The sequence below is a fragment of the Lacrimispora sanguinis genome (genome assembly GCF_044987295.1).
Lineage (GTDB): Bacteria > Bacillota > Clostridia > Lachnospirales > Lachnospiraceae > Lacrimispora > Lacrimispora celerecrescens_B.
The window spans coordinates 1,414,878-1,438,994 of record NZ_CP173277.1; the positions used below are offsets into that span (position 1 = coordinate 1,414,878).

21 protein-coding genes are annotated in these 24,117 nt (G+C 42.6%); 3 read left to right on the forward strand and 18 right to left on the reverse strand.

Going from position 1 to position 24,117, the window contains the following annotated elements; genetic code table 11:
* Positions 1–26: 26 nt before the first annotated feature.
* Positions 27–836, reverse strand: a complete 810-nt coding sequence (locus ACHZES_RS06650) for an AAC(3) family N-acetyltransferase (protein WP_395548706.1) — start codon at positions 834–836, stop codon at positions 27–29.
* Between the two features lie 394 nt (positions 837–1,230).
* Between ACHZES_RS06650 and ACHZES_RS06655 the strand changes: the two genes are divergently transcribed.
* Positions 1,231–1,671 (forward strand): RidA family protein, encoded by a 441-nt coding sequence (locus tag ACHZES_RS06655; protein ID WP_395548705.1) that lies wholly within the window; start codon positions 1,231–1,233, stop codon positions 1,669–1,671.
* A 368-nt stretch (positions 1,672–2,039) separates the two neighbouring features.
* Positions 2,040–2,696: a CatB-related O-acetyltransferase gene (locus tag ACHZES_RS06660; protein WP_038282883.1), complete on the forward strand. Its 657-nt coding sequence runs from the start codon at positions 2,040–2,042 to the stop codon at positions 2,694–2,696.
* A gap of 86 nt (positions 2,697–2,782) precedes the next feature.
* Here ACHZES_RS06660 and ACHZES_RS06665 read toward each other — a convergent pair whose 3' ends face one another.
* From ACHZES_RS06665 to ACHZES_RS06700, 8 genes are all read right to left on the reverse strand, one after another.
* Positions 2,783–4,246, reverse strand: coding sequence for an extracellular solute-binding protein (locus tag ACHZES_RS06665; protein ID WP_038282885.1), 1,464 nt, complete (start codon positions 4,244–4,246; stop codon positions 2,783–2,785).
* A 68-nt stretch (positions 4,247–4,314) separates the two neighbouring features.
* Positions 4,315–5,208 (reverse strand): carbohydrate ABC transporter permease, encoded by an 894-nt coding sequence (locus ACHZES_RS06670; RefSeq protein ID WP_089987703.1) that lies wholly within the window; start codon positions 5,206–5,208, stop codon positions 4,315–4,317.
* Positions 5,208–6,173, reverse strand: a complete 966-nt coding sequence (locus tag ACHZES_RS06675) for a sugar ABC transporter permease (RefSeq protein WP_154525828.1) — start codon at positions 6,171–6,173, stop codon at positions 5,208–5,210. The genes ACHZES_RS06670 and ACHZES_RS06675 overlap by 1 nt, the downstream gene beginning before the upstream one ends.
* A 26-nt stretch (positions 6,174–6,199) precedes the next feature.
* Complete coding sequence (locus tag ACHZES_RS06680; protein ID WP_395548704.1) at positions 6,200–7,456, reverse strand: Gfo/Idh/MocA family protein; 1,257 nt, start codon at positions 7,454–7,456, stop codon at positions 6,200–6,202.
* A gap of 40 nt (positions 7,457–7,496) precedes the next feature.
* Complete coding sequence (locus ACHZES_RS06685; RefSeq protein WP_038282889.1) at positions 7,497–8,579, reverse strand: DUF4832 domain-containing protein; 1,083 nt, start codon at positions 8,577–8,579, stop codon at positions 7,497–7,499.
* 13 nt (positions 8,580–8,592) lie between these two features.
* Positions 8,593–9,882, reverse strand: a complete 1,290-nt coding sequence (locus tag ACHZES_RS06690; RefSeq protein WP_395548703.1) for an acyltransferase domain-containing protein — start codon at positions 9,880–9,882, stop codon at positions 8,593–8,595.
* 10 nt (positions 9,883–9,892) lie between these two features.
* On the reverse strand, positions 9,893–11,215 hold the full coding sequence (locus tag ACHZES_RS06695) for a DUF4832 domain-containing protein (RefSeq protein WP_395548702.1): 1,323 nt from the start codon (positions 11,213–11,215) through the stop codon (positions 9,893–9,895).
* A 12-nt stretch (positions 11,216–11,227) separates the two neighbouring features.
* On the reverse strand, positions 11,228–11,440 hold the full coding sequence (locus ACHZES_RS06700) for a hypothetical protein (RefSeq protein ID WP_025232274.1): 213 nt from the start codon (positions 11,438–11,440) through the stop codon (positions 11,228–11,230).
* Between the two features lie 461 nt (positions 11,441–11,901).
* Here ACHZES_RS06700 and ACHZES_RS06705 point away from each other — a divergent pair, with 461 nt between their 5' ends.
* A complete protein-coding gene (locus ACHZES_RS06705) occupies positions 11,902–12,924 on the forward strand; it encodes a LacI family DNA-binding transcriptional regulator (RefSeq protein ID WP_154525838.1) in 1,023 nt (340 codons plus the stop codon).
* A gap of 219 nt (positions 12,925–13,143) precedes the next feature.
* Here ACHZES_RS06705 and fsa read toward each other — a convergent pair whose 3' ends face one another.
* The 9 genes from fsa to ACHZES_RS06750 all read right to left on the reverse strand — a co-directional run bounded on the left by fsa (position 13,144) and on the right by ACHZES_RS06750 (position 24,112).
* Positions 13,144–13,797: a fructose-6-phosphate aldolase gene (gene fsa / locus ACHZES_RS06710; protein ID WP_038282897.1), complete on the reverse strand. Its 654-nt coding sequence runs from the start codon at positions 13,795–13,797 to the stop codon at positions 13,144–13,146.
* A 202-nt stretch (positions 13,798–13,999) separates the two neighbouring features.
* On the reverse strand, positions 14,000–15,199 hold the full coding sequence (locus tag ACHZES_RS06715) for an ROK family protein (protein WP_038282898.1): 1,200 nt from the start codon (positions 15,197–15,199) through the stop codon (positions 14,000–14,002).
* A gap of 138 nt (positions 15,200–15,337) precedes the next feature.
* Positions 15,338–16,651 (reverse strand): LysM peptidoglycan-binding domain-containing protein, encoded by a 1,314-nt coding sequence (locus ACHZES_RS06720; RefSeq protein WP_395548701.1) that lies wholly within the window; start codon positions 16,649–16,651, stop codon positions 15,338–15,340.
* 89 nt (positions 16,652–16,740) lie between these two features.
* Positions 16,741–17,307 carry a flavodoxin family protein gene (locus tag ACHZES_RS06725; RefSeq protein WP_395548700.1) on the reverse strand — a complete coding sequence of 189 codons (567 nt, stop codon included), beginning with the start codon at positions 17,305–17,307 and terminating at the stop codon, positions 16,741–16,743.
* A 14-nt stretch (positions 17,308–17,321) separates the two neighbouring features.
* Positions 17,322–17,858, reverse strand: coding sequence for a flavodoxin family protein (locus ACHZES_RS06730; protein ID WP_395548699.1), 537 nt, complete (start codon positions 17,856–17,858; stop codon positions 17,322–17,324).
* Positions 17,859–18,060: 202 nt separating this feature from the next.
* Positions 18,061–18,963 (reverse strand): glycyl-radical enzyme activating protein, encoded by a 903-nt coding sequence (locus tag ACHZES_RS06735; RefSeq protein ID WP_395548698.1) that lies wholly within the window; start codon positions 18,961–18,963, stop codon positions 18,061–18,063.
* On the reverse strand, positions 18,956–21,226 hold the full coding sequence (locus tag ACHZES_RS06740) for a pyruvate formate lyase family protein (RefSeq protein WP_395548697.1): 2,271 nt from the start codon (positions 21,224–21,226) through the stop codon (positions 18,956–18,958). The genes ACHZES_RS06735 and ACHZES_RS06740 overlap by 8 nt, the downstream gene beginning before the upstream one ends.
* 104 nt (positions 21,227–21,330) lie before the next feature.
* Complete coding sequence (locus tag ACHZES_RS06745; protein ID WP_154525852.1) at positions 21,331–22,095, reverse strand: DeoR/GlpR family DNA-binding transcription regulator; 765 nt, start codon at positions 22,093–22,095, stop codon at positions 21,331–21,333.
* Positions 22,096–22,207: 112 nt separating this feature from the next.
* The gene (locus tag ACHZES_RS06750; RefSeq protein ID WP_395548696.1) at positions 22,208–24,112 is read right to left on the reverse strand and encodes a fructose-specific PTS transporter subunit EIIC; all 1,905 of its coding nucleotides are present in this window, start codon (positions 24,110–24,112) and stop codon (positions 22,208–22,210) included.
* Between the last annotated feature and the right edge of the window lie 5 nt (positions 24,113–24,117).

Below are 24,117 nucleotides of genomic sequence, written 5' to 3' on the forward strand. Positions count from 1 at the left end.
AAACAAATCAAATTGAACATTCCAATCTAATACTTCAGGGGTTGATCATCATCAAATAAAAGTGGTTTTTCCTTCAACAGCCCTATGACCCAATCTGCCATAGGCTTCACTTCGACAATATAGGAAACAGCATCTCCAATTTTTACTTCCTTAGCAATCCCCATATGTATCATCGGAATAAGCAGCTTGTCATAATTCTTTGACACATCTCCACGAGTAGAATAATGACCACGAAAATCAATTTCACGGACATCTTTGTCTCCAAACAAAAGTTTGATTTTCTTTGATTGTGGGTTGATACGATCAGGAATATTCAGCCATTCTTCAATACTGTGAATAAATGTGTTGGTCTTAAGCGTGGCACCCAAAAATAATAATTGTGCTTCCTCATCGTAAAGTCCGCCGAAGCAACCATTTCGAGGACAAGGTGTATAAACATCTCTGTCACGCAGAACATATTCTTGTGCTCTGTTTCCCATGGCTGTCACCGAATGGGTAGGATGCATCGAGCGGATAGCCCCTGATTTTTTCATAAAAAGATTGGGCAGTATTCCTACACAGGCTGGTTCTGTTTTGGGATCATAGATACCGTCTTTTAAACTTTTGTCAGACCATGAATGGGTTGGAAATAGTAATAGTCCGTCTTTCATATATTCGATAAAAGCATCCAGAACCGAATCACCTCCACCTTCTACCACTCCAATCGCTTTCATAGAAGAATGGATGAGTAAAGTTCCATTTTTTCTAATTCCTGTTTGTTCAATATCTTTAATTATAGAGTTTTTCGTATGCATATGAGGTCCTTTCTCCTTCCAGAATTTCTTTATTATAATCATGGAATCAAACTTCCATTTCTTTTATTTCCATATTGGCTCTGTTCTTATATATCTCCGCTCCTTTTTGTAAAAGAAATTGGGAATTCTATGTATAATTTTTCTATCAACTTGTCTACAGATCTTTTATAAATAATGCTATGATATCAGATATATATAAGCTATGCAACAGGATGTAGTTATAATGATGATAAACAAATCCTAAACTAGCCAAACGCAATCATCTGTGTTTGTTTTATTGACAAATTCCACTATAATACATATAATTGTGACGTAGGAGGTGTTGGAATGGAAAGACTTATATATACCAGCAGCATTGAAAACAATAGATATTCCATCTCTGTATTTGTTAAATAAATTTCTATCAATGGATAACTTTATATTATGAAAATATATAGTGGTAGAAATTATTTTATCCCAATACAGAAAGGTCTATAATAAAATGAATCATAATGTAGTTAGCAGATTAAATTTGTCAAGAGTAAGTAAAGCAGTAGGTAATTATACTCACGTAACAAAAATAGAGCCTAATGCAGCATTTTTCACATTTTCTGGTCAAATTGGAGCAGATTTGGACGGTAATCTTCCTGAAGAATTTAATCAACAAGTAGACAATACATTTTTAAATATATCAAATCTATTAAAGAGTATCGATTTAACACCGGATAATGTTATTAAGGTTAATATATGGTCAACGGAACAAATTGACTGGGATTACTTTGATAAAGTATATGATGACTTTTTTGGTAAGCCTTATCCTTCTATGACTGTTGCCTATGTAAATGCCTTAGGGTTAGAAGAGATAAAATTAGAAATTGAAATATGGGCAGCAAAATAATTTTATTCTATACTCCCAGATGAAAATATTTTATAATAAAAAATGTCCTCGCTGATCTAAAAACAGTGAGGACATTTTCCATGCTGATTAATAAAAGTTTGCCAATCACTCATTTCTTTTTGAAGATGGCGATCCATGTACAGCCACGGAATGGGGTGGAAAAGTAAATCATATCATGATACAATTTAACCACCGAAAACAATACCATTGTTTTTTAGTTTATGCAGTGGGTAATGGCAAATAATAAATCAATTATCACTGCAGGCAAGGAGAAAATGCAATGAAAGAAATGCGTAAAAAAAGAGCGATAGCCACGGAACCGAAAAATACGTTCGGAGGTGATAATAAATAAAATAGGAGCTTTTTTTATGAACAATATTCCAAACCCAAATACGGTTTTTCCAAATGAATACAAAACATCATGTTTCTTAAAAAACGTGATTACTGCCCCCAATATTTTTGTTGGCGATTACACCTATTATGATGACCCGGTTGACCCGACTGCGTTTGAACGCAGCAATGTATTATTTAACTGGCCGGAATTTGGAGACAGCTTATATATCGGCAAGTTTTGTTCAATTGCCAGTGGCGTGCAATTTATCATGGGCAGTGCCAATCATCGCATAAGCAGTATCAGCACTTATCCATTCAATGTTTTTGGCGGTGCATGGGCGGAAAACACCCCGCCCCATCTCTCTCAACTTCCTTTCAAGGGAGACACCGTGATCGGCAACGATGTGTGGATAGGGCGGGATAGTGTCATCATGCCCGGCGTGAAAATTGGTGATGGGGCGATTATTGCTGCTTATTCCGTAGTGGTGAAAGACATAGAACCCTATACCGTCGCGGGAGGTAACCCAGCCAGGCCAATTAAAAAGCGCTTTGACGAAGAACTCATTGAATTGCTGCTTAAGCTCCAATGGTGGGACTTTGAACCAGAAAAATTGTTTGCATTCATGCCAATACTTTGCGATAATGATTTGGAATTGGTGCGGCAAAAACTAAAACAAACGTTAGAGCGATAATATAGCCCCATTATTGGGCAATGACGAACCTAAATCAAGAGGGCGAAGCAACGAATGCTTCGCCCTCTTTGAATGCTGGGTCATGTTTATTTATTCTTTGAAGCCTGGAACTCATCCATCTGCTTCTGCACCTCTGCCACGTATTCATCAATGCCTGCTTTTTTCAGTGCCTCCAAAGCCTTGGGATACTCTGTGTCAAAATCTACGAATCCGTAGAGAATCGGTGCCATCTGCTTTCCTGCCACCTCTTTGATTGCAGTTTCAATCACCTTTACCTTTTCGTTATTGAAGCGGAAGCCAAGCATATTGGAGGTGACTGCCTTATCGTCCCAGCTTTCATAGGTATCAATGTAACTCTGTTCGATTTCGGGTGCAAATAACTGATAATTCTTGTTACGGAACATCCATTCATAGAAGAATTCATCATTTACCAGCTTTTTAATTCTTCCGTCAACAATATCATAATCCTTCCCCTTCACGCCGTATAAAGCCATTAGGTAATTATCCTGTGAAGAGTAGAGCCAGTCTATGAATTTCATTGCTCCTTCCGGATTGGGAGCTGTCTGTGGTATGCAAAGAACTTCACCGCCGGTGGCTATGATATAGCGGGGATCCTCCGGTTTCAGGATATAGTTCTTTAATCTGGCATCTGGAGCATTGGCTTTCACGCTGCTGATAATCTCATTTTCTTTGCCAAGAGAGCCCTCTACCCATAAGTATAAGCCGGTCTGCATACGGGAATCCCTCTCATTGTATTTGGTCGTTAAATCATCGGAATATAAGCCTTCATGATACATCTGGCGGTTATACTGCGCAACCTTCTTGAACGCATCGGTTTCATAGTAATCATAAACCTTATTTGTGGTATCACCATATACAACGGTATCTTCATTGGCGCACCAGGTAAGCTGTTCATCGGCAAAATATCTGGTCAGGGGTTTAAAGATGGGGTCTGCCGGCCCTTTCATTTCCGGATACAAATTTTTTGCCTTTTCTGCAAATAGTTTCAAATCCTCTGTTGTCTTAATCTCTGTCATGCCACAAGCTTCCAGAATATCCTGGCGAACACATACCATCTGAAACATTCCGGAGGAAGGTGCATAAGCGGAGGGGATCCCATAAACCTCTCCGTTAATGGTAGCACCCTTTAACTGTTCTTCGGGAAGCACCTTTAACAAATTCTGGCCGTATTTCTCAATTAAGTCATTCAGAACAGAAGCCTGTTTTTTATTCACAATGGTGGCAAGATCAGGAAGTCCGTCCCAATATAAGTCGATGGGTTCCTGGGCTGCCAGCATGATATCTTTTTGTTCCCAATACTGGTCCCATGGAGTATAGACCATTTCCACCTTTATGCCTAAATCCTCTTTTATTTTCTCAGCAAACTCATTACTCATAAATTCTGACATTCTATCGCTCTCATCACCTGGATAAAGAATCGTTACGGTTTCAGTATTCGTGCCTTCTTTCGATACTCCCTTGCTGCTGCATCCCCCAAGTAAACCGATTGCCATTATCACGGCCGCCGTCATTATAAATAGTTTTTTCATTACAACACCCTCCTTTTTGTTTATGTTAAGCCTTTCACCTGGCCTGCCACTGATTTTTACTGCAAGGATTATTCCTTAACTGCACCTGTCATAATACCCTGTACGAAATATTTTTGTACAAAGGGATATAAGAAGATAATGGGTCCTATGGTTATAACCGTAACTGCCATTTTCATCGTTTCAGAGGGAAGTGTGATTCCTGCGGCAGCGCCGGAAGGAATACGCCCCGAACTAATGGCATTTACGTTTGAAAGAATCGTGTAGAGGTAGTACTGTAAAGGAAACAAATCCTTATCATTAATAAAAATCAGGGCATTCCACCAGTCATTCCAATACTGCAGGGCATACATAAGGCCTACGGTAAGCACTGCTGTTTTACTGAGGGGAAGTGCAATCCGCCAATAAATGAGCATATAACTTGCTCCGTCAATTTTTGCTGCCTCGTATAAGGAAGGTGAAATGCTCGAAAAATAGGTCCTCATAAGGAACATATTCCAGACACTGAAAATAGAAGGAAGAATCAGTGCCAGAATATTATTCTTTAAACCATAGTAATTCACACAAACCACATACCAGGGAATCAGGCCCGCAGAAAATACAATGGTGAAGTTACATAAAAAGGCAATGACATTACGGTACTTTAAGCTTTTAATCGATAATGCAAAGGCAATCATACTGGTTATGATCATAGCTCCAATCGTTCCGGCAGCCGTAACAAAAATAGTGACTCCATAAGACTTTAAAATCCGCATTCCACTGTTTGCAAAAATATAGATGTATGTATTAAGGGTAAATTTTTGCGGAATAGCTGAATAACCATGCATGACGATTTCACGTTCCGAGGAGAGGGACACTCCTAAGGTAAGAACAAGGGGATACAGACAAAGCAGCCCGAATAGGCCGATAAATAAATACGCAAGGATAGTAACCAGGTGATCGCCGAACGATTTGCTTTTTCTCATTAAAATAATCCCTCCCCGTCATTATATTTTTTTGCCAACCGGTTTGCAGCGGATACCAGAATCAGTCCCATGACCGACTGGAACAGTCCAATTGCGGTAGCATAGGAAAAGCCCAGGGTTCTCATACTCTGATATACATAAGTATCAATAACGGTTACCGCATCAATCAGCACCGGGTTGTTGCCGACAATACCGTAGATCATGCCGAAGTCACCGTAGAAAATGCGTCCAATACTCATAAGGGTCAGCACAACGGCCGTCGGTTTCAGCATCGGAATGGTGAGATACAAAATCCTCTGGAACTTGTTTGCTCCGTCCACTTTTGCAGCCTCGTATAAGGAGCCGTCAAACGTTGCCATGGCTGCCATGTAAATGATGGAGCTGTATCCGCTCCACTTCCACATACTGGCGGTAATTATGATACCCTTCCAGTACTTGGGTTCCGCATACCACTTCACCGGTTCCAATCCCAATGATCGCAGCATATTGTTGATCACGCCCACATCGGTGGAAAAAAATCCGTAGATAATTGTACCTACTACGACCCAGGAAAGGAAATACGGAAAAAACATAAAGCTTTGTGTCAGTTTCTTAAAGACATTGCTCCTGATTTCATTGAAAAATATGGAAATACTGATTGGAACAATCAATCCAAGTATAATTCCAAAGAAATTGATAAACAGTGTGTTATAAGTTACCCGCCAACCCATGCTGCTCTCGGAAAAGAAATACTTGAAGTTATTAAGGCCTACAAACTTGCTTCCAAAGATCCCATCCATTACATTAAAGTCGGTAAATGCCATCCAGGTTCCTGCAAAAGGAATGTAGCAAAACATAACCAGCACAATCAGAGCAGGCATACACATAAGATACAGGCCCTTGTTTCTTTTTATTTCACGCAGGAATTCTTTTATCCGATCTCCTTTAGGCCCCGGTGCTTTCTTTTGAATTCTTTCTGTTTTCATCAATCTTCACCACTCTTTTCCGTTTTTTAAGAGTTTCGCAGCCGGCTTTTTAATGCATCCACATCAATTATTTCACCGGTAATTCTGGATTGCTCTGCCGCATAAGCCATCACATGGCTTTCCACTGATTGGGTAATGGAGGATCTGCTGTTGTTGCTGCGTGCCTCCATCTGACTGATAAAATCATCCATCAGGGCCACATCTCCTCCTCCATGGCCTCCCTGGGGCTGACCGGTATGAATGATTCTCTGTTCAAAACCATCAATTGCATTGGAGGCAAATTTTGTCACCTCAATCTGGTTCAGACTGTCATCCCCTCTGATTTCCCCATTTTCGCACATAACCTTGATCGTCCGGCTGATTTTATTTGTAAAACCGCTTAAATTAAAGCTAACTGTTACATCATTCTTAAATTCAATTAATACCACCTGGTTGTCGCATACGTCGTTGTCACAGCGGTATACACACCGTCCATAGGGGCCCTCTGCCAAAGCTTTGTTTATCCCTTCCTCCGTCTGCTCCTGGGTAAGCACCGTAGCCGGCCAGCTTCCCACGATCGGTAAGTAGGCCTTACGGGCGTCAAAGCGGCAGTCTCCGGCAGCCTTACAGGTCAGGCACCGTTCGGAGCTGTCTATTGGAGCACTCTCTTCTTTAAAGTATTTTAAACTGCCAAAAGAAGCTATTTTTTTCGCCTCACTGCCCACCAGCCAGGCAAGGATATCCATGTCATGGCAGGATTTTTGCATCACTAAGGGGCTGGATAAATCACTTCTTCTCCAATTTCCCCTGACAAAGGAATGGGCAATGTGATAATTTCCAACATTCTCATTATGCTGGATGGTAATTACCTTCCCCAGCTCTCCGCTGTCGATAATTTCCTTAATTGCTGCAAAAAAATTCGTATACCTGAGCACATGGCACACAATAACCTTACAGCCTTTCTGATTTGCCTTATCCTGAATCATTAGACATTCCTTTGGATCGGGAGATATTGGCTTTTCAAGAAGAATATCATACCCAAGCTCCAGAGCATTAAGAACCTGCCTGCAATGGTCCTGGTCCATGGATGCAATAATGACGGCATCGGCAATTCTGCCCTTCTGGTAAAAATCCTCTATATTTTCAAACTGCATTTCAGACGGAATACCGAAATTTTCTGCTGCAGCTGATCTCCTTTCATCCTCCGGCTCCACCACCGCGACGATATCTGCCTTTTTTGTTTCATAGGCGTGTTTGGAATAAATCATGCCCCGCTGTCCTGCACCAACTAATGCAATTTTCAATTTTCTTTCCTCCTGCTTTTATTTTCTGTCGTCTATCGAATCAATCGGGAAGCTGAGGGTCCTCCAGCGGATAATAGCCATCGGGATAGAAATCATCCCAGGCATGTGCCAAATCCACTGCAGTGTCACTACACAACTCTACAGTCCCCATCCTGTAATATCCGTCCTTCTCCTCCGTCCGGATATCCAGCTCCATGGGACTGCCATCAGCAAAGAAAATCCCAACTGATAAGCAGTATTCACCAAGGGGCAGAGCCGGCAAAGCAACAATCTCATTGTGGGTGATATCTCCAACCTTCCAGGCATCTTTGTCAATGTGTAAGACAAATTCCTGCTGCTCCCCTTCCATCTCCAGCCGAAACCTCAGGCTGTAATCCAGGTAACAGGGCGCACTGCCCTTATTTACGAACCAAAACCGGAGAGGGAGAGCTCCCTTTGACGCGATCTTCTTTGGATAAGTCAGCCTTCTTATAGTAAAGTCATACCCCATATCCACGAGACGATTGGAGAGTCCGGCATGCCAGCGCAGGCTTTCCCGGCGGATATTCTCTCCTGGGTTCTCCTCTTCTATATGAAGCAGTACCGGCATACGCTGCCAGGTATTTTGAAGCCGGTACCCTGCAAATTTTTCACAGCAGCTGATCCAGTTATCTTCGCTGCAATTTACAATAAGGCCAAAAGGGTATTCATGATCCTTTAGATACTGCAGTAAGGCCTCTTGCTCAAGACTAACCAATAACGGGATGCCCTCAAAGGCTTCCAGATAAGCATTCCAGATTCCCTGGCTGTTATCTTCCGTAGAAACCGCAACACCAATAAGCTTTTTATTATTCAGGGCGCTAGCGACTCTCCTGATTAAGTGTATAAAACTTTCCTCTGAGCCCTTATTTAACCAGGCAGGTAGTACCTGTTTTATGGTAAGGACCGGATTATGTACCTCTGCCAGTGCTTCTTTTAACCGGTTTAAGTCATAGTTACCCCGATGAGGTTCCAGCTCCTCCCAGGTGAGTTCTACTATCTGGTACTGCCCTCTGCCAGGATTAACTGTGGCCTTAGAAAGTGGCATCGGCCGTATTTTATAAGTCTCATAGGGACTGAAATGTTCCAGTGCATATTTGCCCATGGGCAGCTCCTCCTTATTTTAAATGGCTGTCAGCAATCTGTCTGAAGCGTGCAATGTCTTCCTGTGTGATATAAGGCATTTGATCCGTTTGATCCGCTTCTTCCTTTAAAACCACCATACTTAAGTTATTAAAGCGCGCGCCTGTCGCCATATAAGCAGCCGCCGCTTTTTGCAGGGAGGTCTTAAGTTCCACCTTTGTTTCATCGGCTTTCCAGTCACCAAATACCTCATAACGGAGCATGGCATCTCCCTCTTTAATCGGATATAGATAAAATTGACGCTGGACCTTTATGATATTGCTGGTATCATAATCAAGCACCAGAGACAGTCTTGAATCATACAGCCAGCTTTCACTCCAAAAACCTTTGACCGGCAATTCCGGAAAATAAGTCTTGTAAAATTCCAGCGCCAGCACCATGGAATTCTTAAGTCTCTCAGGGTTATATCCCGGTCCGGAAGGCACATGGAGCGCCAGTAGCATATCTCCCTGATTTAAGGCTTCCGTCCATTCCTTCTTTATCAGCGTTACTGGATTCCTTTCCACAAATCCCATGGGACTAATGGGATTTGCTGTAATCTCCTCCTCCGTCTCCTGCCAGAGGGTAGTGAAGACTCCTGCCTTATCATAAACTCCGTTTATTCCATTGAACTGCCCGTCTCTGCGGAATTCCTCACCGCCATGCTTCAGGGCCGTTACCTTCCCAGAAACCTTATTCCGGTACATGGTAAATGTATCGCCAAAGCGGCAAGGAATAAACAGGAACCGGTCCATAAGAAAGATGGAGCAGGTATAAAAGTTCATATCCCAGGGAAAATCACTTACACTTACATCATCCCGAACCAGTTTCTCTAATTGTGATTTTATGGGCTGGAAAGGGATATCCCGGTAATAATGCTCCGGAACGCCCCGTTCCTTTAAAAGCTTTATGGAAGGAACCACACAGGCCAGCAGAAGAAGGAAAGAATAAAGCTCTCCGTACTCTGCCATGCACACAGGAGTCATATTTTTATAGTTATCTACATCACAGCGGTTTCTGGCAGAGCACATATCCCATACCAGGAATTTAGAGAAGTGAAACAGAATCGGGTCCTCTTCCACTGCTTTCGCCGCTTTTATAAGCAGCCGTTGCTCCTTCTCCGGAAGATTGAATTTCTCAAACACTTCCTTTAAAAACTTTCTTTCTATAAAATGGATATCCTCCTGCCCGGGGTAGCCGGCATAGAATTGCTCCAATCCCTCGGGCAGATTATCAAAACCGCAATAATCCACACATTCTTTGAATCCATACGATAAATGTCCCATACGCGTCCCTCTATTCTACGATTATTTTTCCCAAACAATAGTAACCTTCCTTTAAACCTTCAATTGCCAGCTTTATATTACCAAGCTCCGGTATCCCGGTCTCAATTCCTATTTCCAGAGAATACTCACCGGCCTTTCCTTCCAGGGCGAATTCTTCTTCCCAAAGGATATCCATGTCCGGCAGCCAGCTTCTGATATCCGTTTTACTGGTAAGGCTGATGACTTCCTTCTCATTTTTCAGGCGGACTACCAGGGGATACTTATGATAAATAGGAGCAACACCTGTATTGGCCCACAATCCTCTGACTCGGAGGCCTTCTCCTTTTTTTACCACCGGATTATATGAGAGCTTTCTTAATTCGAAACGGTATCCCATTTTATTGAGCCACCTTTTCACACTCTCCTTCCATGGCTCAGGGACCGTAGTGCCCTTGCTGTTAAAGGAAGAGATATGCCACTTTAAGGATTCCTCCACAATATAATCGATATCCCAGCCCTGGAGGTACCAGTCATTCATGTGCCAGCAAGCTTCAAACACTACCGGTGCCTTTTTCCATGCAGCCTCCATTTCAAAGTTGCAGATGTTTTCCGGATAAAAATCCAGCATATGAGACCATTCTTCCTGATGGAAACCTCCCATATCTCCCAGGCAATCCACCCGAAAGCCTATATTCTCTTTTCTCTCCCGAATTATCTTTACCGACTTCGGATCATGCAGGAGCGCTTGCAGCGGGGTTATCTTAAAATTGTCAACATAAGCACCCACCATCTGCCTGATGCTCTCCTCTTCCAGAAACTCGGTGCCTCCGCCTTCTCCCCAGGCTCCTACCAGTGCCATGTCTACCGAGCTTATGACCGGATGTCCGTCAAAATGCTGTGCAAATTCCGAAATAAATTCAGACCAGTATGTAACATAGGGAGAATGCAGCGGATCAACTCTCCAAAAGGGAAACTCTGGTTTCTCCCGGCATTCCCTTCGAAACCAATCCGGAATATCGTCCTCTTCTGCCAATGCATAAGGAGAACAGCGGACTATTGCCGTACAACCTAATGCTTTTGCCTCATCAAGTTTTTTCTCAAGGATATCCCACCGGTATCTGCCCTTTTCAACCTCCAGATCTTTCCACCGAACTCCGCAGTAGGTAATCCTGCTGTCTGGATGATTCCAGGTTCTGCTGTTATCGGTAAATTTGTATTTTTCCACCGGATTGCCCCGGTTATCATGTATTACTCCTTCCGGTTCCATCAAACCCGGAGCCGCAATAAAGCCAATCCCCGGATTTTCTAGGAGTTCGTCAATTATTTTAGGATATATCACATAGGTATCACTCATAGGCTTATCTCCTTAGGCTGTATAATTTGTTTGAAACAAGAGGCAGCCGCTGCTTTTATACTGTTCTGCCAGCTCCTGCAGTCTGACCGTATCACAGCAGAAGTACTCCGATAAACATTGATAGCAGTGTAACGTCCCGATTTGCTTTCCTAACAGCTTAAGGTTAAGAGCAATCTCGTTATTGCTTAATTCCTTTGCACACTTATGGCAGCGGACACTTTTCATCTCAACACTCCCCTTCTGTTTTGCTGATCAGCAGCGATCATTCTGTTAAAACTAGTTAGGTTCTTTTTATTATTGCTTTCTTTTTTGTTACTTTTTGTTACGTTTGTTTACTAAACCTTTTAGTTGGATTATAACATTTGCCCTGCCCTCTGTAAATACCATTTTTTAAATTATTATAAAAATTATTGTTAAAAACTTTACGAATGGCTTTGCAAATCTTTTAAATTCCTATCTTCTTATACCTTTTATTTCATATGTTTTTTTGAAACATTCCGGTGAATTATGACAAAAATCCTTTAATTGGAGTGATTTTCCCATAAATACCACTCAGTGGCTGGAAAATTGAGTATTGACAAACTCAGTAACATATTATTATAATTTAACTGTATGTAACATACATCCTTTTACGTAAACATACTAAACTAAAATTTCACTAGCTGTGATTAAGGGGGCAAACTAATTTGAGCACAATCAGAGATGTAGCCAATCTGGCAAAGGTGTCAATAGCTACTGTATCACGGGTATTAAATAACGATACCCAATACAAAATGACCGACGAAACCCGGGCCCGGGTATGGAAGGCTGTTACAGATTTGAACTATACGGTAAAATCCCCCGCAAACTCTTCCTCCGGTGACAATAAAGCCCATTCAGGCAATGCACTTGTAAAAATAGGCTGTGTCCTAAGTGTAACGAAAAACAAATATAACGACCCTTATTTTATGTCCATCCTGTCCGGCGTAGAAGAACAGCTTCAAAACAACGGATATGAACTTACCTTTATTAAGACCGGTGCCGAGCTGGAGGATAAAAAGGCCTTATACAGCGCCTTTAGCAATCCGGTCTCCGGTCTGATTCTGATGGAATCACTCAACAGTGAAATCTACCAGTTCATACGAAATCAGGTTCCAAACATTGTCGGAATCGATACCTGGTGGGAGGATATCGACAATGTAGGTTATGACCATTACAGGGTAGCAAGTGTGGCGGTGCAGCACTTAATTGACAAGGGACATAAAAAGATAGGCTTTATCGGCGGCAGCGGTATGAGCGGCAATATAAAATCCAGCCAGAGATACCGGGGCTATTACGCCTCCCTGCATGCTGCCGGTCTTACAGTAAATCCTGACTGGGTTATTGATTGTGCCTGGGATGAGAACCTCTGCATGGAGAAGGTCAGCCAGCTCTATCAGAAAGAAGATTCTCCCACCGCTTTCTTTGTAGCCAGTGATTTAATGGCCATGGCCGCCTTAAGCAGCCTTTATAAAATGGGAATAGCCGTACCGGACAAAGTAGCAGTAATCGGGTTGTCAAATATAGAAATATCCAAATATTCCAATCCTCCTCTGACCACAATTGAAATTCCTACAAAGGAAATCGGCATGGTTGCAGTCGATCTGCTCCTGGCAAGGATTAACGGGTATCAGCTTCTCCCAAGGAAAGTAATTCTGCCTACCAGCCTTGTTCTGCGCAACTCTACCTGATATCTTATGGGGATCCGGCATTATCATGGGAATCCGGTTTATCATGGAATTTTGTGTATTAAAAAGCCATAGGAAGAAAATCACGATCTTCCTATGGCTTTGGATTCATTTGAAGGAGTAAGGTACTAAATGTAAAAAGCGAAAGAAAAACCTTCCGGTTTCTCTTCCGCTTTTATTTTTAGATTTCTTTGTCAAACTCCGGCACCTGCCGGTATATTCTTATTCTCCAAATACAGCACGATAATCCGCCTGGAATTTTTCAATTCCCTGGTCTGTCAGCGGATGCTTCGTCATCTGCTCCAATACACTGTAGGGAACCGTGGCAATATCCGCCCCTGCAAGCGCACAATCAATGACATGAATCGGGTTCCTCACGCTGGCGGCAATAATCTCCGTTTCAATCCCTGAGATACTGAATATATCCACAATTGTCCTGATTAAATCCATTCCCGGCTGGGAGATATCATCGAGACGTCCCAAAAATGGTGAAACATAAGTGGCACCTGCACGCGCTGCCAGCAACGCCTGGTTTGCACTGAAGACTAAAGTCACATTGGTTTTGATTCCCTCTGCATTCAAAACCTTCACCGCTTTTAAGCCTTCGACTGTCATCGGAATTTTAACAACCATATTCGGATGGATTGCTGCAATTTCGCGCCCCTCTTTAATCATACCGTCAGCATCTATCGTCGTAGCTTTCACTTCCCCGCTAATTGGTCCGTCTACAATCGAAGTGATCTCCTTGATTACTTCCACAAAGTCTCTGCCTTCTTTTGCAATCAGTGACGGGTTTGTCGTTACCCCACAGATAATCCCCATATCATTTGCCTTTTTAATATCCTCTACCTTTGCTGTGTCAACAAAAAATTTCATTTTCTTTCCCCTTTCATTCGTCTTAATATTATTTTCATTTTATGTATTAATTCATTTAATTAATATATCCTATTAAACAATAACACTTTTAATAAAAATGGTCAATAGGTTATTTGAAATTGGCAAACAAAAAACAGCACCAAAGTCATAATACGCGCAAACGTTTCATGACTTTGGTGCTGCTTCAGCATAATTCCAATATTCAGTTCTGTATAAACTGTCCCGGGCTGTCAAAGACCCTGTCTATCGCCACGATCGCCGCACCGGTCAGGATGGGATCCCCCTGGTACGTACTAATGGAAAGTGTAAGTTCATCAAAAACATCAGGCAAAATTCCTTTTTGCACCGTTTCACGTACGGTCTTCTCCATTAATTCAGGGTTTGGACGTGCCATATCATCACCGATGATAATCCGGTCCGGGTTAATTACATTGACAATGTTTATGATTCCGACGCCAAGACTCTCACACGCCCTGCGGTAATGCTCTGTATAAGCGGTGTCACCGCTTCTGATTTGCTGCTCCAAATCCTCAAAATTACAGCCTTCCATACCGGCACGTTGTCCATACACTGTCTTTACAAGTTCCAGGGAGGAAGCGTAACGTTCCAGACAGCCTCTGTTTCCGCAGGCACATGGTTTCCCGTTTCTGTCTATCGTCATATGCCCAATCTCACCTGACGTCCCCAGCGCTCCTTCGTAGATTCTGCCATTCATCACGATTCCTGCGCCAATCCCCTGACCGGCGGCAATGTAAACCAGAATGTCATCATGGTAGGCTTCCTTTAAATCCCACATATGGGCATAGGCTCCGGCATTTGCGTTGTGCTCTAAGAACACCGGGATATCCATTTCCCTTTCAAAAAATGCCTTCAACTCAATATCTTTCCAGATATCCGCACCCGTTATCAATGCTATACGGCTTTTTTTCGCTATAAACGGCCCCGGCACTGCAAGCCCCGCGGCCAGCACAGAGTCCTTTCCATACTGCTGAATCAACAGGCGCATCCGCCCCACAATCTGATTTAAGATTTCTTCTGCACCAGGCTGCTTTTCCGGCTCGAAATCCACACGCTCTTTCACAATCTGCTTACCAGTCAAATCAAATAGTCCCACGCTGTAATGCTTTCTCGCAAGCCGCACGCCGATGACGCGGTAGCCGTCAGGATTAATAGACACTCCAATCGATCTGCGCCCTTTGCTGCCATTTAAAAAACCAACCTCTTTTACAATTCCCCAGTTTAAGAAATCTTTCATGATGTTGGTCACTGTCGCCTGTTTGAGCCCCGTAAGTGACGCCAGATGTGCTCTGGAGCATACGCCTTCTCTTCTTAAACTTTTCAAAAGGAGAGACCGATTCATCTCCTGTGTCACATCCTGGTTAATTCCCCGGTTCTGATTCATTCCGTCTTCCTCGCCGCTCTATAATATGCATCAGATATAGTTTCTGTCAGCTTTTCCTATTATATCACGATTTTTTAACAAACGTCAAATGCCGAAAGAGACGATAGCGAACAGTTAAACTTTGGGTATCACATATTACTAAGCAAGAACACACGACTGACAATTGATCCCCGGAAGCCTCTCTATGTAATATCTCGTATTAATAATAAACCACATTTGGGTACTGAATCTCATAATAGTCCAAATGGATACGCCTTGGAGTTCATACTCTTCTACCAATCCGGCTCTTGAATCAAAACTTCTTGCATCTTTAAACCATACTAAATGCAGAAATCCATTTTCCGTATAGAAGAAGTACGGTGACTGCGCTTCTTCATTAAATTGTATTATTATACCGTTATCCGCTGCAATTTCTATTGCACGACTATCGCTTATAGCAGCAGCTTCTGTGACACCAGGAACATAAGGAAGTACCCAATCATAACCTAGTGTTGTGATTCCAAATATAATTCTTTCTGGGGGAATAATGCTAACTGCATAATCTAACAATTCTCTTAAAACGTTAACCGGGAAAATAGAGTTTGGATAGCTATATGACAATGCCCAATCATAAGATGAAAATATAATTCCATCTACAGATTCCGTTAATTTTCCGTAGTCTATTTTTTCAAAACTGACATTTGGAGACTCAATATTCGCAATAGGCGTAACAGTGATCAGTATCTTGTAGCCCTCTGAATGAAATCTCTCAGAAGCTCTTCTCAAATATTCTGCAAAGCTATTTAAGTTTTCATAATTGATTCTTTCAACATAAATATTAATACCGCAAAAACCTTTTGTTTTCATTATTTGAAGAGCGCTCTCAATAAAATGATCCTGCACAGAAGGATTATTTAAAATAGTATTGGTCACTTCAGGATTGACTATTCCACCATCCGACAACGTGGAAACAAACATCATGGGTGCAACACCATAAGTTTTTGCCAGATCGATCAGTTCCGTGTCATCGGATATGAGAATAATCTCACCTTCATTTGTTACTCTATAATTGAATATAGTCAGATAAGTTAAAAACGGAAGCGTTTTTATTAAAATAGGTCTATCTATATAAGAAAATGTATAACCAATAGTGGTAATCGATCTAGTTCTATTCGTTTGATAACTGATAACTATCGTTTCACCGTTGTACAAAAATTTCCTGTCGGAAAGATATGGATTATTTCTTAATAATTCCATTGTCGTAGTATCATGCTGCTTAGCAATACTCTCCAGAGTATCACCAGCCTGGACGGTATAAAGTGTTTCAGGCTGAACAATCACAATCGTTTGGCCTATTGCCAAGTTGCCAGGATTTGTTAATCCGTTTTCCAATATTAATCTGTCAACAGGGATTTTATAATACTCTGATATTGAGTGGATGGTTTCACCAGGTTGGACAACATGTATGATCATGGCTTACCTCAGCTGATCTAATTAATTCTATTATATGCTGCCCTTACGTGTTCATAACTGTTCGATGGCTCAACTCAGAACTCTATAAATCAATATTGCATATCAAAACCTTCTGCCAATCGGATCGCATAAGTTTCTCCGGCCTTCTCTAATGCAGGAAGCATATAGCCTTTGTTATAACGAATTACCGGAAGCCTGTCATAAGCCCTCATACCCATATGTTTCAAAGTTTCCTCCATATTGTGAAGACATTCTACGGTTCCCAGTCCGGTACCTCCGGCACAGGCTACAAGAAGGCATCTTCTTCCCGCTAAATACTTATTGTGTGCGGCCTCACATCTGCGCAGACGATCCATGAATGCTTTCATGCACTCGGTAATATCATGCCAGTAAACAGCAGATACAAAGACAATACCATCTGCCTGAACCAGCTTTTCGTAGACAGCTGCAAAATCATCATTAATAATACACTGGCCTTTTGTTCTGCAAATTCCCCAGCCTTTTCCACAAGCTTTGCAATGCTCCATTTTCATTTGATTCAGATGAATTTCTTCTGCTTCATATCCTGCGTTTAGAATTCCTTTCATTACCTTGTCTTTTGCAGCTGCTGTAAGTCCATCTTTGTTCGGGGATGACCATACTACCATAATCGCCATAATTACATACCTCCTTATAATCTCCGCCCAAGTTCATATGCCTGGTTCGGATAATTCGTATTCTCAATATCAGACCGACGGCGGCAGCCGTAAGCCAGAATCTTACCGCAGTCCTGCCAGCCAAGATATTTGAGCGTCGTTTCGTAGGTTGCGGTTATACCATGAAATACCCATTCCTCAGGATATGCCGCAGTCACAATTAAGATAGCCTTTTTTCCCGTCCCCCGAATCAGGTTATTAATACCATGATAACGGTCTACTGCTGCTTTTAGCTGTGCCGAAACATTGTGATAGTAAAGGGGCGTTACGTAAGCAACCAGATCGGCTTCTATCAGTTTTGGGTAAAGTTCCAGCATGTCATCCTCAAATACGCAAGGCTTCTTTCCATATAGGCAATTGTCACAGCCGATACAGGGGTGTATCTTCTTAAAAGCAGTATCAAAGCGGAAAACCTCATGACCTGCTTCAACAGTCCCTTTCATGAAATTCTCCGCCATGAATGCCGATGTACCGTCCTTATGGGGACTTCCGGTTAAAACTACTATTTTCATACCTTTTAACCTCTATTGACTTTTTATGCTGCTATTGTAACATTTACAGGATATGTCAACAAGTACGCACCTTTAGTACATATACTTTACTTTAGTATAGTGTCAGGAGGGTTACGCAGAATTAATGCAGCTACGCCCATACTGGGTATGCCATGAAAAACAGGAAGGACCTCCTATCACGTTCCTTCCTGCTTTTCTGCTTCTATCCTCCGATTCTGGATTCCAACCCAATCTTCAACGCATATTGGTGATATTCCTCCAGATCTTCTTCATGAAGCATTTTTTCAGACATCTGGTAAACTCTTCCTAGTTTCTCGTATTTCGCTTTTCCTAGTGTATGATAAGGAAGAAGGTTTACGTTTTTAACTCCCAGCTGCTGTAAGTATTGTAAAGTCTTTTTTATTAATGCGGAATCAAAGTTGAATCCAGGAATAATCGGCATGCGAACAGTTAACTTATCCGGACACATCTCTACCAGATATATCAGATTTTCTTTGATCTGTTTCCCATTCCCTCCTGTAACCTTTTTTAGCACTTCGTCATCCAGATGTTTAAAATCATATAGAAAATGGTCGATATAGGCCTCAGCAGCCTGCAAGGTTTTTAAAGGATAATTTCCCGTAGTTTCTACCGCCGTATTTAATCCCTTTTCCTTACTTGACTTGAGGATAGCAATCAGCCCCTCCAGCTGTACAAATGGCTCCCCTCCGCTGATCGTGATTCCTCCACCATTGGAATTATCATAGTAATCCTTATCCTTCATCACTTCTTCCATGATGAAATCCAGTTCCATATCTTTTCCATAAAATTCGATTGCATCCTGCATACAGTTTTTCTCACAAGCCCGGCAATCGGTGCACAAATTCCTTTTATAATTGAAATTCCCGTTATTATCAAATGTAATTGCCTTTGCGCTGCATCCCTTTTCACATGAAAGGCACCCGATACACTTGGACTCGTTATATAACAATTCCGGATAAGATGTCTGTGTCTCAGGATTTGCGCACCATGGACAGTACATGGAGCATCCTTTTAAGAAAACAGTAGTTCGAATTCCCGGTCCGTCATGGGTCGCAAAGCGTTCGATATTGGTCACTCTAATCATACAATGCCCGGGTCAGCAGTTCTTCCTGAATATCCTTTGTCAAATTTACAAAGACCGCACTGTAACCGGCTACTCGAACAATTAAATCCGGATAATTATCTGGATTCTTCTGGGCATCCTCAAGAACGCCATAATCCACAACCGTTATCATGAGCTGGCAGCCTCCTTTCTTAAAGTATGTATCAAATAACATCTTAACTTTTTCTCTGTCTTTATTGAACATACGGGGGGTGAATTTAATATTCTGCACGCTTCCGCCGTGATATTTTGCGTTGAACCTAACCAGGGAATTTAAGCAGGCGGTAGGTCCGTTCTTTGCTGCTCCGCCCTGTGGATTATTGGCTGGATTTAAGTAAATACCTGTTTTCCTTCCGTCCAGGCTGGCAAATGTATCATGACCCCAATCTGTATTTGTCTGGTTATTTGAAATGACAATCAGAAAGTATCCCATGCCATAGTCAATTCCCTTCTGTCGGATCCCTTTGGCTACGAATTCAAATAAATCATTTGCCAGATTATCGCATTCCGTTTTGTCATTGCCGTATTTATCCTGATCCACTAAATCTTTTCGGATCCTTTCATACCCTTCAAAATTGGCAAGCTGTGCCTGATGCAATTCACTGAGACTATATTTTTCATCTATATATGCCAGCTTTTTGATCGCCCAAAGCGAATCGCTGGAATTGATGTTTCCGTATGTTTCATTGGTTCCGCCAAGGATTTCCACTCCCCCATCCAGCACTGCCTTCCTTCTATTGATACAATCATCCATCAAAACAGAGGTAAACAGAAATGAGACTTTTTCATTCATAATCTCATAGGAACGGTATTGAGCCTGAATACTTAAATCAAAATAATAATCTAACAATTCCTTATATTTATCATACAGTTCGTCAAAAGTCTTGAATTGGGAACATTCCGGAATCTCCACGGGTCCACTTTTTCTTTTCCCGTCCATAGGGTCTATTCCGCCGTTTAAGGTGATATTTAAGATTTTTAAAAGGTTCAGTAAAATATTTGGTGTCCCTACACTCTTCCCCTGAATGACAAATTCACCGCAGCCAAATGGTACGTACTGTTCCGCTATTTCCCTTTCCACACGCATGGAATACATAACTGCAGGTACATTCACATCATCATTGTATAAAGTAGGATAGGTAGCACCGCTTCCGATACAATCATAGGCCATATCCATCATGTATTCTGGAGTATCCTTGCTAAAGCGCAGCGTAAACTGAGGTTCTACATAACGTGTGTCTTTGCACACTCTCATACAGATTCGGGCAAATGTATCTGCTTCTCTCGGATGTTCCCGTCCTACACCGCCTACAATAATACGCCCGTTAACTGTGGTACGTCTGTTCTCAATCATTTTCCACAAGGATTTCAGGTACCGGTAAGAGTCTTCTTCGTCAATAATGCCATGATCCAAATCATGCTGTAAAAATGGTCCCAACACGTCATCCAGCCGCCCATAGTTAATTACTCCGGCACAAAGGGCGTAAATCCAAAACAACTGCAGAGCCTGGTGGAACGTGCTTGGTTTATTATTCTTAATATACCGCAAGTCATTTTCCATTAGTTCCAAATCGTTTAAACGGGATTGATCTGCACCGTTTTTTGCTTCTCTCACCAGTTCAATCTGACGTTCTATTACCTCCTGCAAAAGACAAAGGCTTTCATAACTGCATGTTAGGAATTCATTCTGTTCTTTTAAACGGATCAGTTCTTTTAAGCCTTCCAATCCATATTCCATCAGTTTTTTATAATTCAACATCATTCCCGACAACCTGGCTGTTGCCATCAAAGGATAGGAACAATCAATGAACCTTCCGACTGTATTCTCTGTCAATACCTCCTGACAGTACATTGCTTTCGTATCGTGATCCTGCCAGTATTCGTAAAGCATATCAACTCTTGCTTTTTCCTCTTCAGTCGTCAGCGTTTCTTTAAACGCTCTAAGCTTATGGAATACACAGTAATGGCCTACGCCTCCGATACTTGTTACACTGCCAAAGCCTATGGGCAAAAAATCAAGTCTACCTGCCAGCAGATCATCACTTTCAATCGAACGGAACAGAACTGGGTATATTGTTTTTAGGCAATTAATCTCTCTTCTCGCCTTATCAAACCCATCACTGTTCCTATGCGCCTCTGTATAGGCTTCCATAATAGACAACTGCGCCTGTGGTGTTTTTTCACAGGGAATTGGGATTGACACCTCAACGTTTTGAGCGCCGTCAATGTTAATTTTCTTTTTCACTGCAGAGTCTCCTCCTCTATCTAATATTACTTAAAAAATCATTTGTCGCTTTTATTTTAAAAAAGAGGGGCGCTTAACTGCGTCCCCTCTTCTGTCAATGTATTCTAACTGAGACAAACGGTAAAATTATCCGGTGCCTCACCTGTGTCAGGGAGACGATTGACATACACGTTTGTAAAATCTTCCAGACTTGCCCATGAGAACATTGCCTTAATATGATACTTGGAGTCATCAATCAGAAGATGGTTGTTCTGGCTCTTCTTCATGATCTCCTTTTTCATCGTCCCAATCTCCATGTCGAAAATGTAAACCTCGCCGCTTTCTGTATTAACCCCATTGGTACTGAAAAAAGCATGGTCAAAATTAAAATTTCGAATCATATCTATAGCCATGGATCCGGTACTCAGATCATAATCCGGTGAAAAACGACCGCCCAGCAGATAGATATCCCCCTTGTACGTAATGGGAATCTTCTTGATCAGGTAAATGCTTGGAGTTACAATTTTTACATGGTGTGCGAGCAGCTGCGGCAGCAAGTACACAGGGGTAGTCCCGGAGTCCACATATACGCAGTCTCCGTCCTTTACATTCATGACAGCCCGCTGGCAGACGATCTCCTTTGCCTCCGCACACAGACTCTCCTTGTTCACGGTGGGAACTTCGTTGAATACCGTCAATGTCGAAGAAACCTCTCTGCACATTGCCCCGCCACGCTCCCTGCTGACCAGCCCCTGTTCCTCCAGTTCAATCAAATCCCGGGTCACAGTGGATTTTGACACATTTAGCTGTTCCATCAGTTCCTTTATGGTTACAAAAGACTGTTCTTTTACAATGCTCATGATATGATAAAGCCTTTGCTGTGATAGCATAACGTCACCTCCTTCGTCATTATCATATCAGAGGAGGAAATCATATGTCAATCTATCATTCTTTCGATCGATCCTGACCTGTAAATACCTTAACTTTGCCACAGATGTTATATTATTTTTGTTTTAATCTAAGACGCTTTAAAGTCAAACATACAATTGCAGTCACTACAGTTCCTGCGGCCATACAGATCAGTCCCATAAACGGTTTGTTCACCGCACCCAGGATCAGCACAATAGGGCCGCCATGAGCAACAGAGTCCGTGATACCGAATAAGAACCCCATCGTACAGGCCACTACGGAGCCAATCATATTGGCTGGAATGACGGCCAGTGGGTCACCTGCTGCAAACGGGATAGCACCCTCGGAAATCCCCACAAGGCCCATGGCCAGAGCCGCCTTACCGTTGGCAGTCTCCTCCGGCAGAAACAGCTGGTGCTTACGGTCCAAGAATGTGGCCAGCGCCATACCCAACGGTGCAACCGGAATCGCCATAGCCTGTGCTCCCATAAACTGTGGCTGCCCCTCGGCAATTAAACCAACCGAAAACATGAATGCTACTTTACCAAAGGGACCGCCCATATCAAAGCCCTGCATAAGACCGATTGTAATGCCCAGTAAAATCATACTTCCGGCAGACATGCTTTCCAGCATGGAGTAAAGAGCCGTCATCAGAGAGGCGATAGGCGCTCCGATAATAAATATAAATACAAATGCGATGAAAAGTGATCCAATAATCGGAATAATCATGATCGGAACCAACGGCCTGATCATCTCCGGCCATCGGAATTTCTTCATCCACCTAACAAAGTATCCGGTCAGAAAACCAGCCACAATGGCTCCGATAAAGCCGGTTCCGGCTGAAGCACCGTAAAAGGATCCGTTGTTAGCAATCCAGCCGCCGATCATACCAGGAGCCAGAGCCGCCCTGTCACCAATGGCAAATGCTATGTAGCCGGCTAGAATCGGGATCATCAGTGTAAAGCCCGCACTTCCCACTGCTGAAATCTGATTCCAGAAGCTGTCTTCAGGAATTACCAAGCCCTGAGGTGTAGGTTTTCCTCCCAATGCCAGCGCGACCGCAATCAGCAGACCGCCGATTACCACAAACGGAATCATAAAGGATACGCCGTTCATCAACGCCTTGTACAGCATCTTTCCGCCAAACCCACCGGCAGGCTCCTCTTCCTTCCTGCTAGCTGCTTGAACGCGTTCTGTGGAACTCCCGCCAAAAATCGGGGTCTTTCCATCCAGAACCCTTCTGATCAGCTCCGCCGGATGGTCGATTCCTTCCTTCACAGTGGTGGTAATTACCTGTTTACCGCGGAAACGTTCCATGTCCGTCTCCTTGTCGCTGGCAATAATAATTCCCTCTGCCCTTTCGATTTCATCCCTGGTGGGAACATTTTCCGTACCGATGGAACCGTTTGTTTCCACCTTTATGGATACGCCCATCTCTTCAGCAGCTTTTGCCAACGCTTTCGCTGCCAGATACGTATGTGCTACTCCTACCGTACAGCCGGTAACCCCGATTAAAAACCGGCCTGTCTCTTTGTTCTCTGTCCGAACCTCTTCTGCGTTAAGTAACGACAAAATATCTTCCGGTCGTTTTGCCTCCTTAAGATTATCTAGGCAATCGCAATCCAACAGGCGGGAGGTAATACCGCTGAGCAGTGTGATATGTGTGTCATCCGCATTGTTCGGCATTGCGATGAGGAAAATAACACGGCTGACCGGGCTTCCCTCCTCAAACCGGATTCCCCGTTTAGATATACCGATTGCCACCGCCGGTCTCAGTACTGCGTCCGATTTTCCGTGAGGCAGTGCCACTCCATTCTCTAGGTTTGTGGGTACCTGTGCCTCTCGTTCCAATACATTCTGAATATAGTTGGCTTTATCTTTCAGTACATGTTCCTTATAGAGAAGTTCCGCCAACTCCTCTATCGCCGCATTTTTATCCTCTGCCTGCATGTCAATTTTGATCAGTTTAGGCGAGAGAAACTTTGTTATATCCCCCATTTTGA

Excerpts from the sequence above, each read along its gene's own strand:
- ACHZES_RS06650 (WP_395548706.1), bottom strand. The coding sequence starts at position 836 with ATGATTATAATAAAGAAATTCTGGAAGGAGAAAGGACCTCATATGCAT.
- ACHZES_RS06660 (WP_038282883.1), top strand. The coding sequence starts at position 2,040 with ATGAACAATATTCCAAACCCAAATACGGTTTTTCCAAATGAATACAAA.
- ACHZES_RS06665 (WP_038282885.1), bottom strand. The coding sequence starts at position 4,246 with ATGAAAAAACTATTTATAATGACGGCGGCCGTGATAATGGCAATCGGT.
- ACHZES_RS06670 (WP_089987703.1), bottom strand. The coding sequence starts at position 5,208 with ATGAGAAAAAGCAAATCGTTCGGCGATCACCTGGTTACTATCCTTGCG.
- ACHZES_RS06675 (WP_154525828.1), bottom strand. The coding sequence starts at position 6,173 with ATGAAAACAGAAAGAATTCAAAAGAAAGCACCGGGGCCTAAAGGAGAT.
- ACHZES_RS06685 (WP_038282889.1), bottom strand. The coding sequence starts at position 8,579 with ATGGGCAAATATGCACTGGAACATTTCAGTCCCTATGAGACTTATAAA.
- ACHZES_RS06690 (WP_395548703.1), bottom strand. The coding sequence starts at position 9,882 with ATGGGACATTTATCGTATGGATTCAAAGAATGTGTGGATTATTGCGGT.
- ACHZES_RS06695 (WP_395548702.1), bottom strand. The coding sequence starts at position 11,215 with ATGAGTGATACCTATGTGATATATCCTAAAATAATTGACGAACTCCTA.
- ACHZES_RS06700 (WP_025232274.1), bottom strand. The coding sequence starts at position 11,440 with ATGAAAAGTGTCCGCTGCCATAAGTGTGCAAAGGAATTAAGCAATAAC.
- fsa (WP_038282897.1), bottom strand. The coding sequence starts at position 13,797 with ATGAAATTTTTTGTTGACACAGCAAAGGTAGAGGATATTAAAAAGGCA.
- ACHZES_RS06715 (WP_038282898.1), bottom strand. The coding sequence starts at position 15,199 with ATGAATCAGAACCGGGGAATTAACCAGGATGTGACACAGGAGATGAAT.
- ACHZES_RS06720 (WP_395548701.1), bottom strand. The coding sequence starts at position 16,651 with ATGATCATACATGTTGTCCAACCTGGTGAAACCATCCACTCAATATCA.
- ACHZES_RS06725 (WP_395548700.1), bottom strand. The coding sequence starts at position 17,307 with ATGGCGATTATGGTAGTATGGTCATCCCCGAACAAAGATGGACTTACA.
- ACHZES_RS06730 (WP_395548699.1), bottom strand. The coding sequence starts at position 17,858 with ATGAAAATAGTAGTTTTAACCGGAAGTCCCCATAAGGACGGTACATCG.
- ACHZES_RS06735 (WP_395548698.1), bottom strand. The coding sequence starts at position 18,963 with ATGATTAGAGTGACCAATATCGAACGCTTTGCGACCCATGACGGACCG.
- ACHZES_RS06745 (WP_154525852.1), bottom strand. The coding sequence starts at position 22,095 with ATGCTATCACAGCAAAGGCTTTATCATATCATGAGCATTGTAAAAGAA.
- ACHZES_RS06750 (WP_395548696.1), bottom strand. The coding sequence starts at position 24,112 with ATGGGGGATATAACAAAGTTTCTCTCGCCTAAACTGATCAAAATTGAC.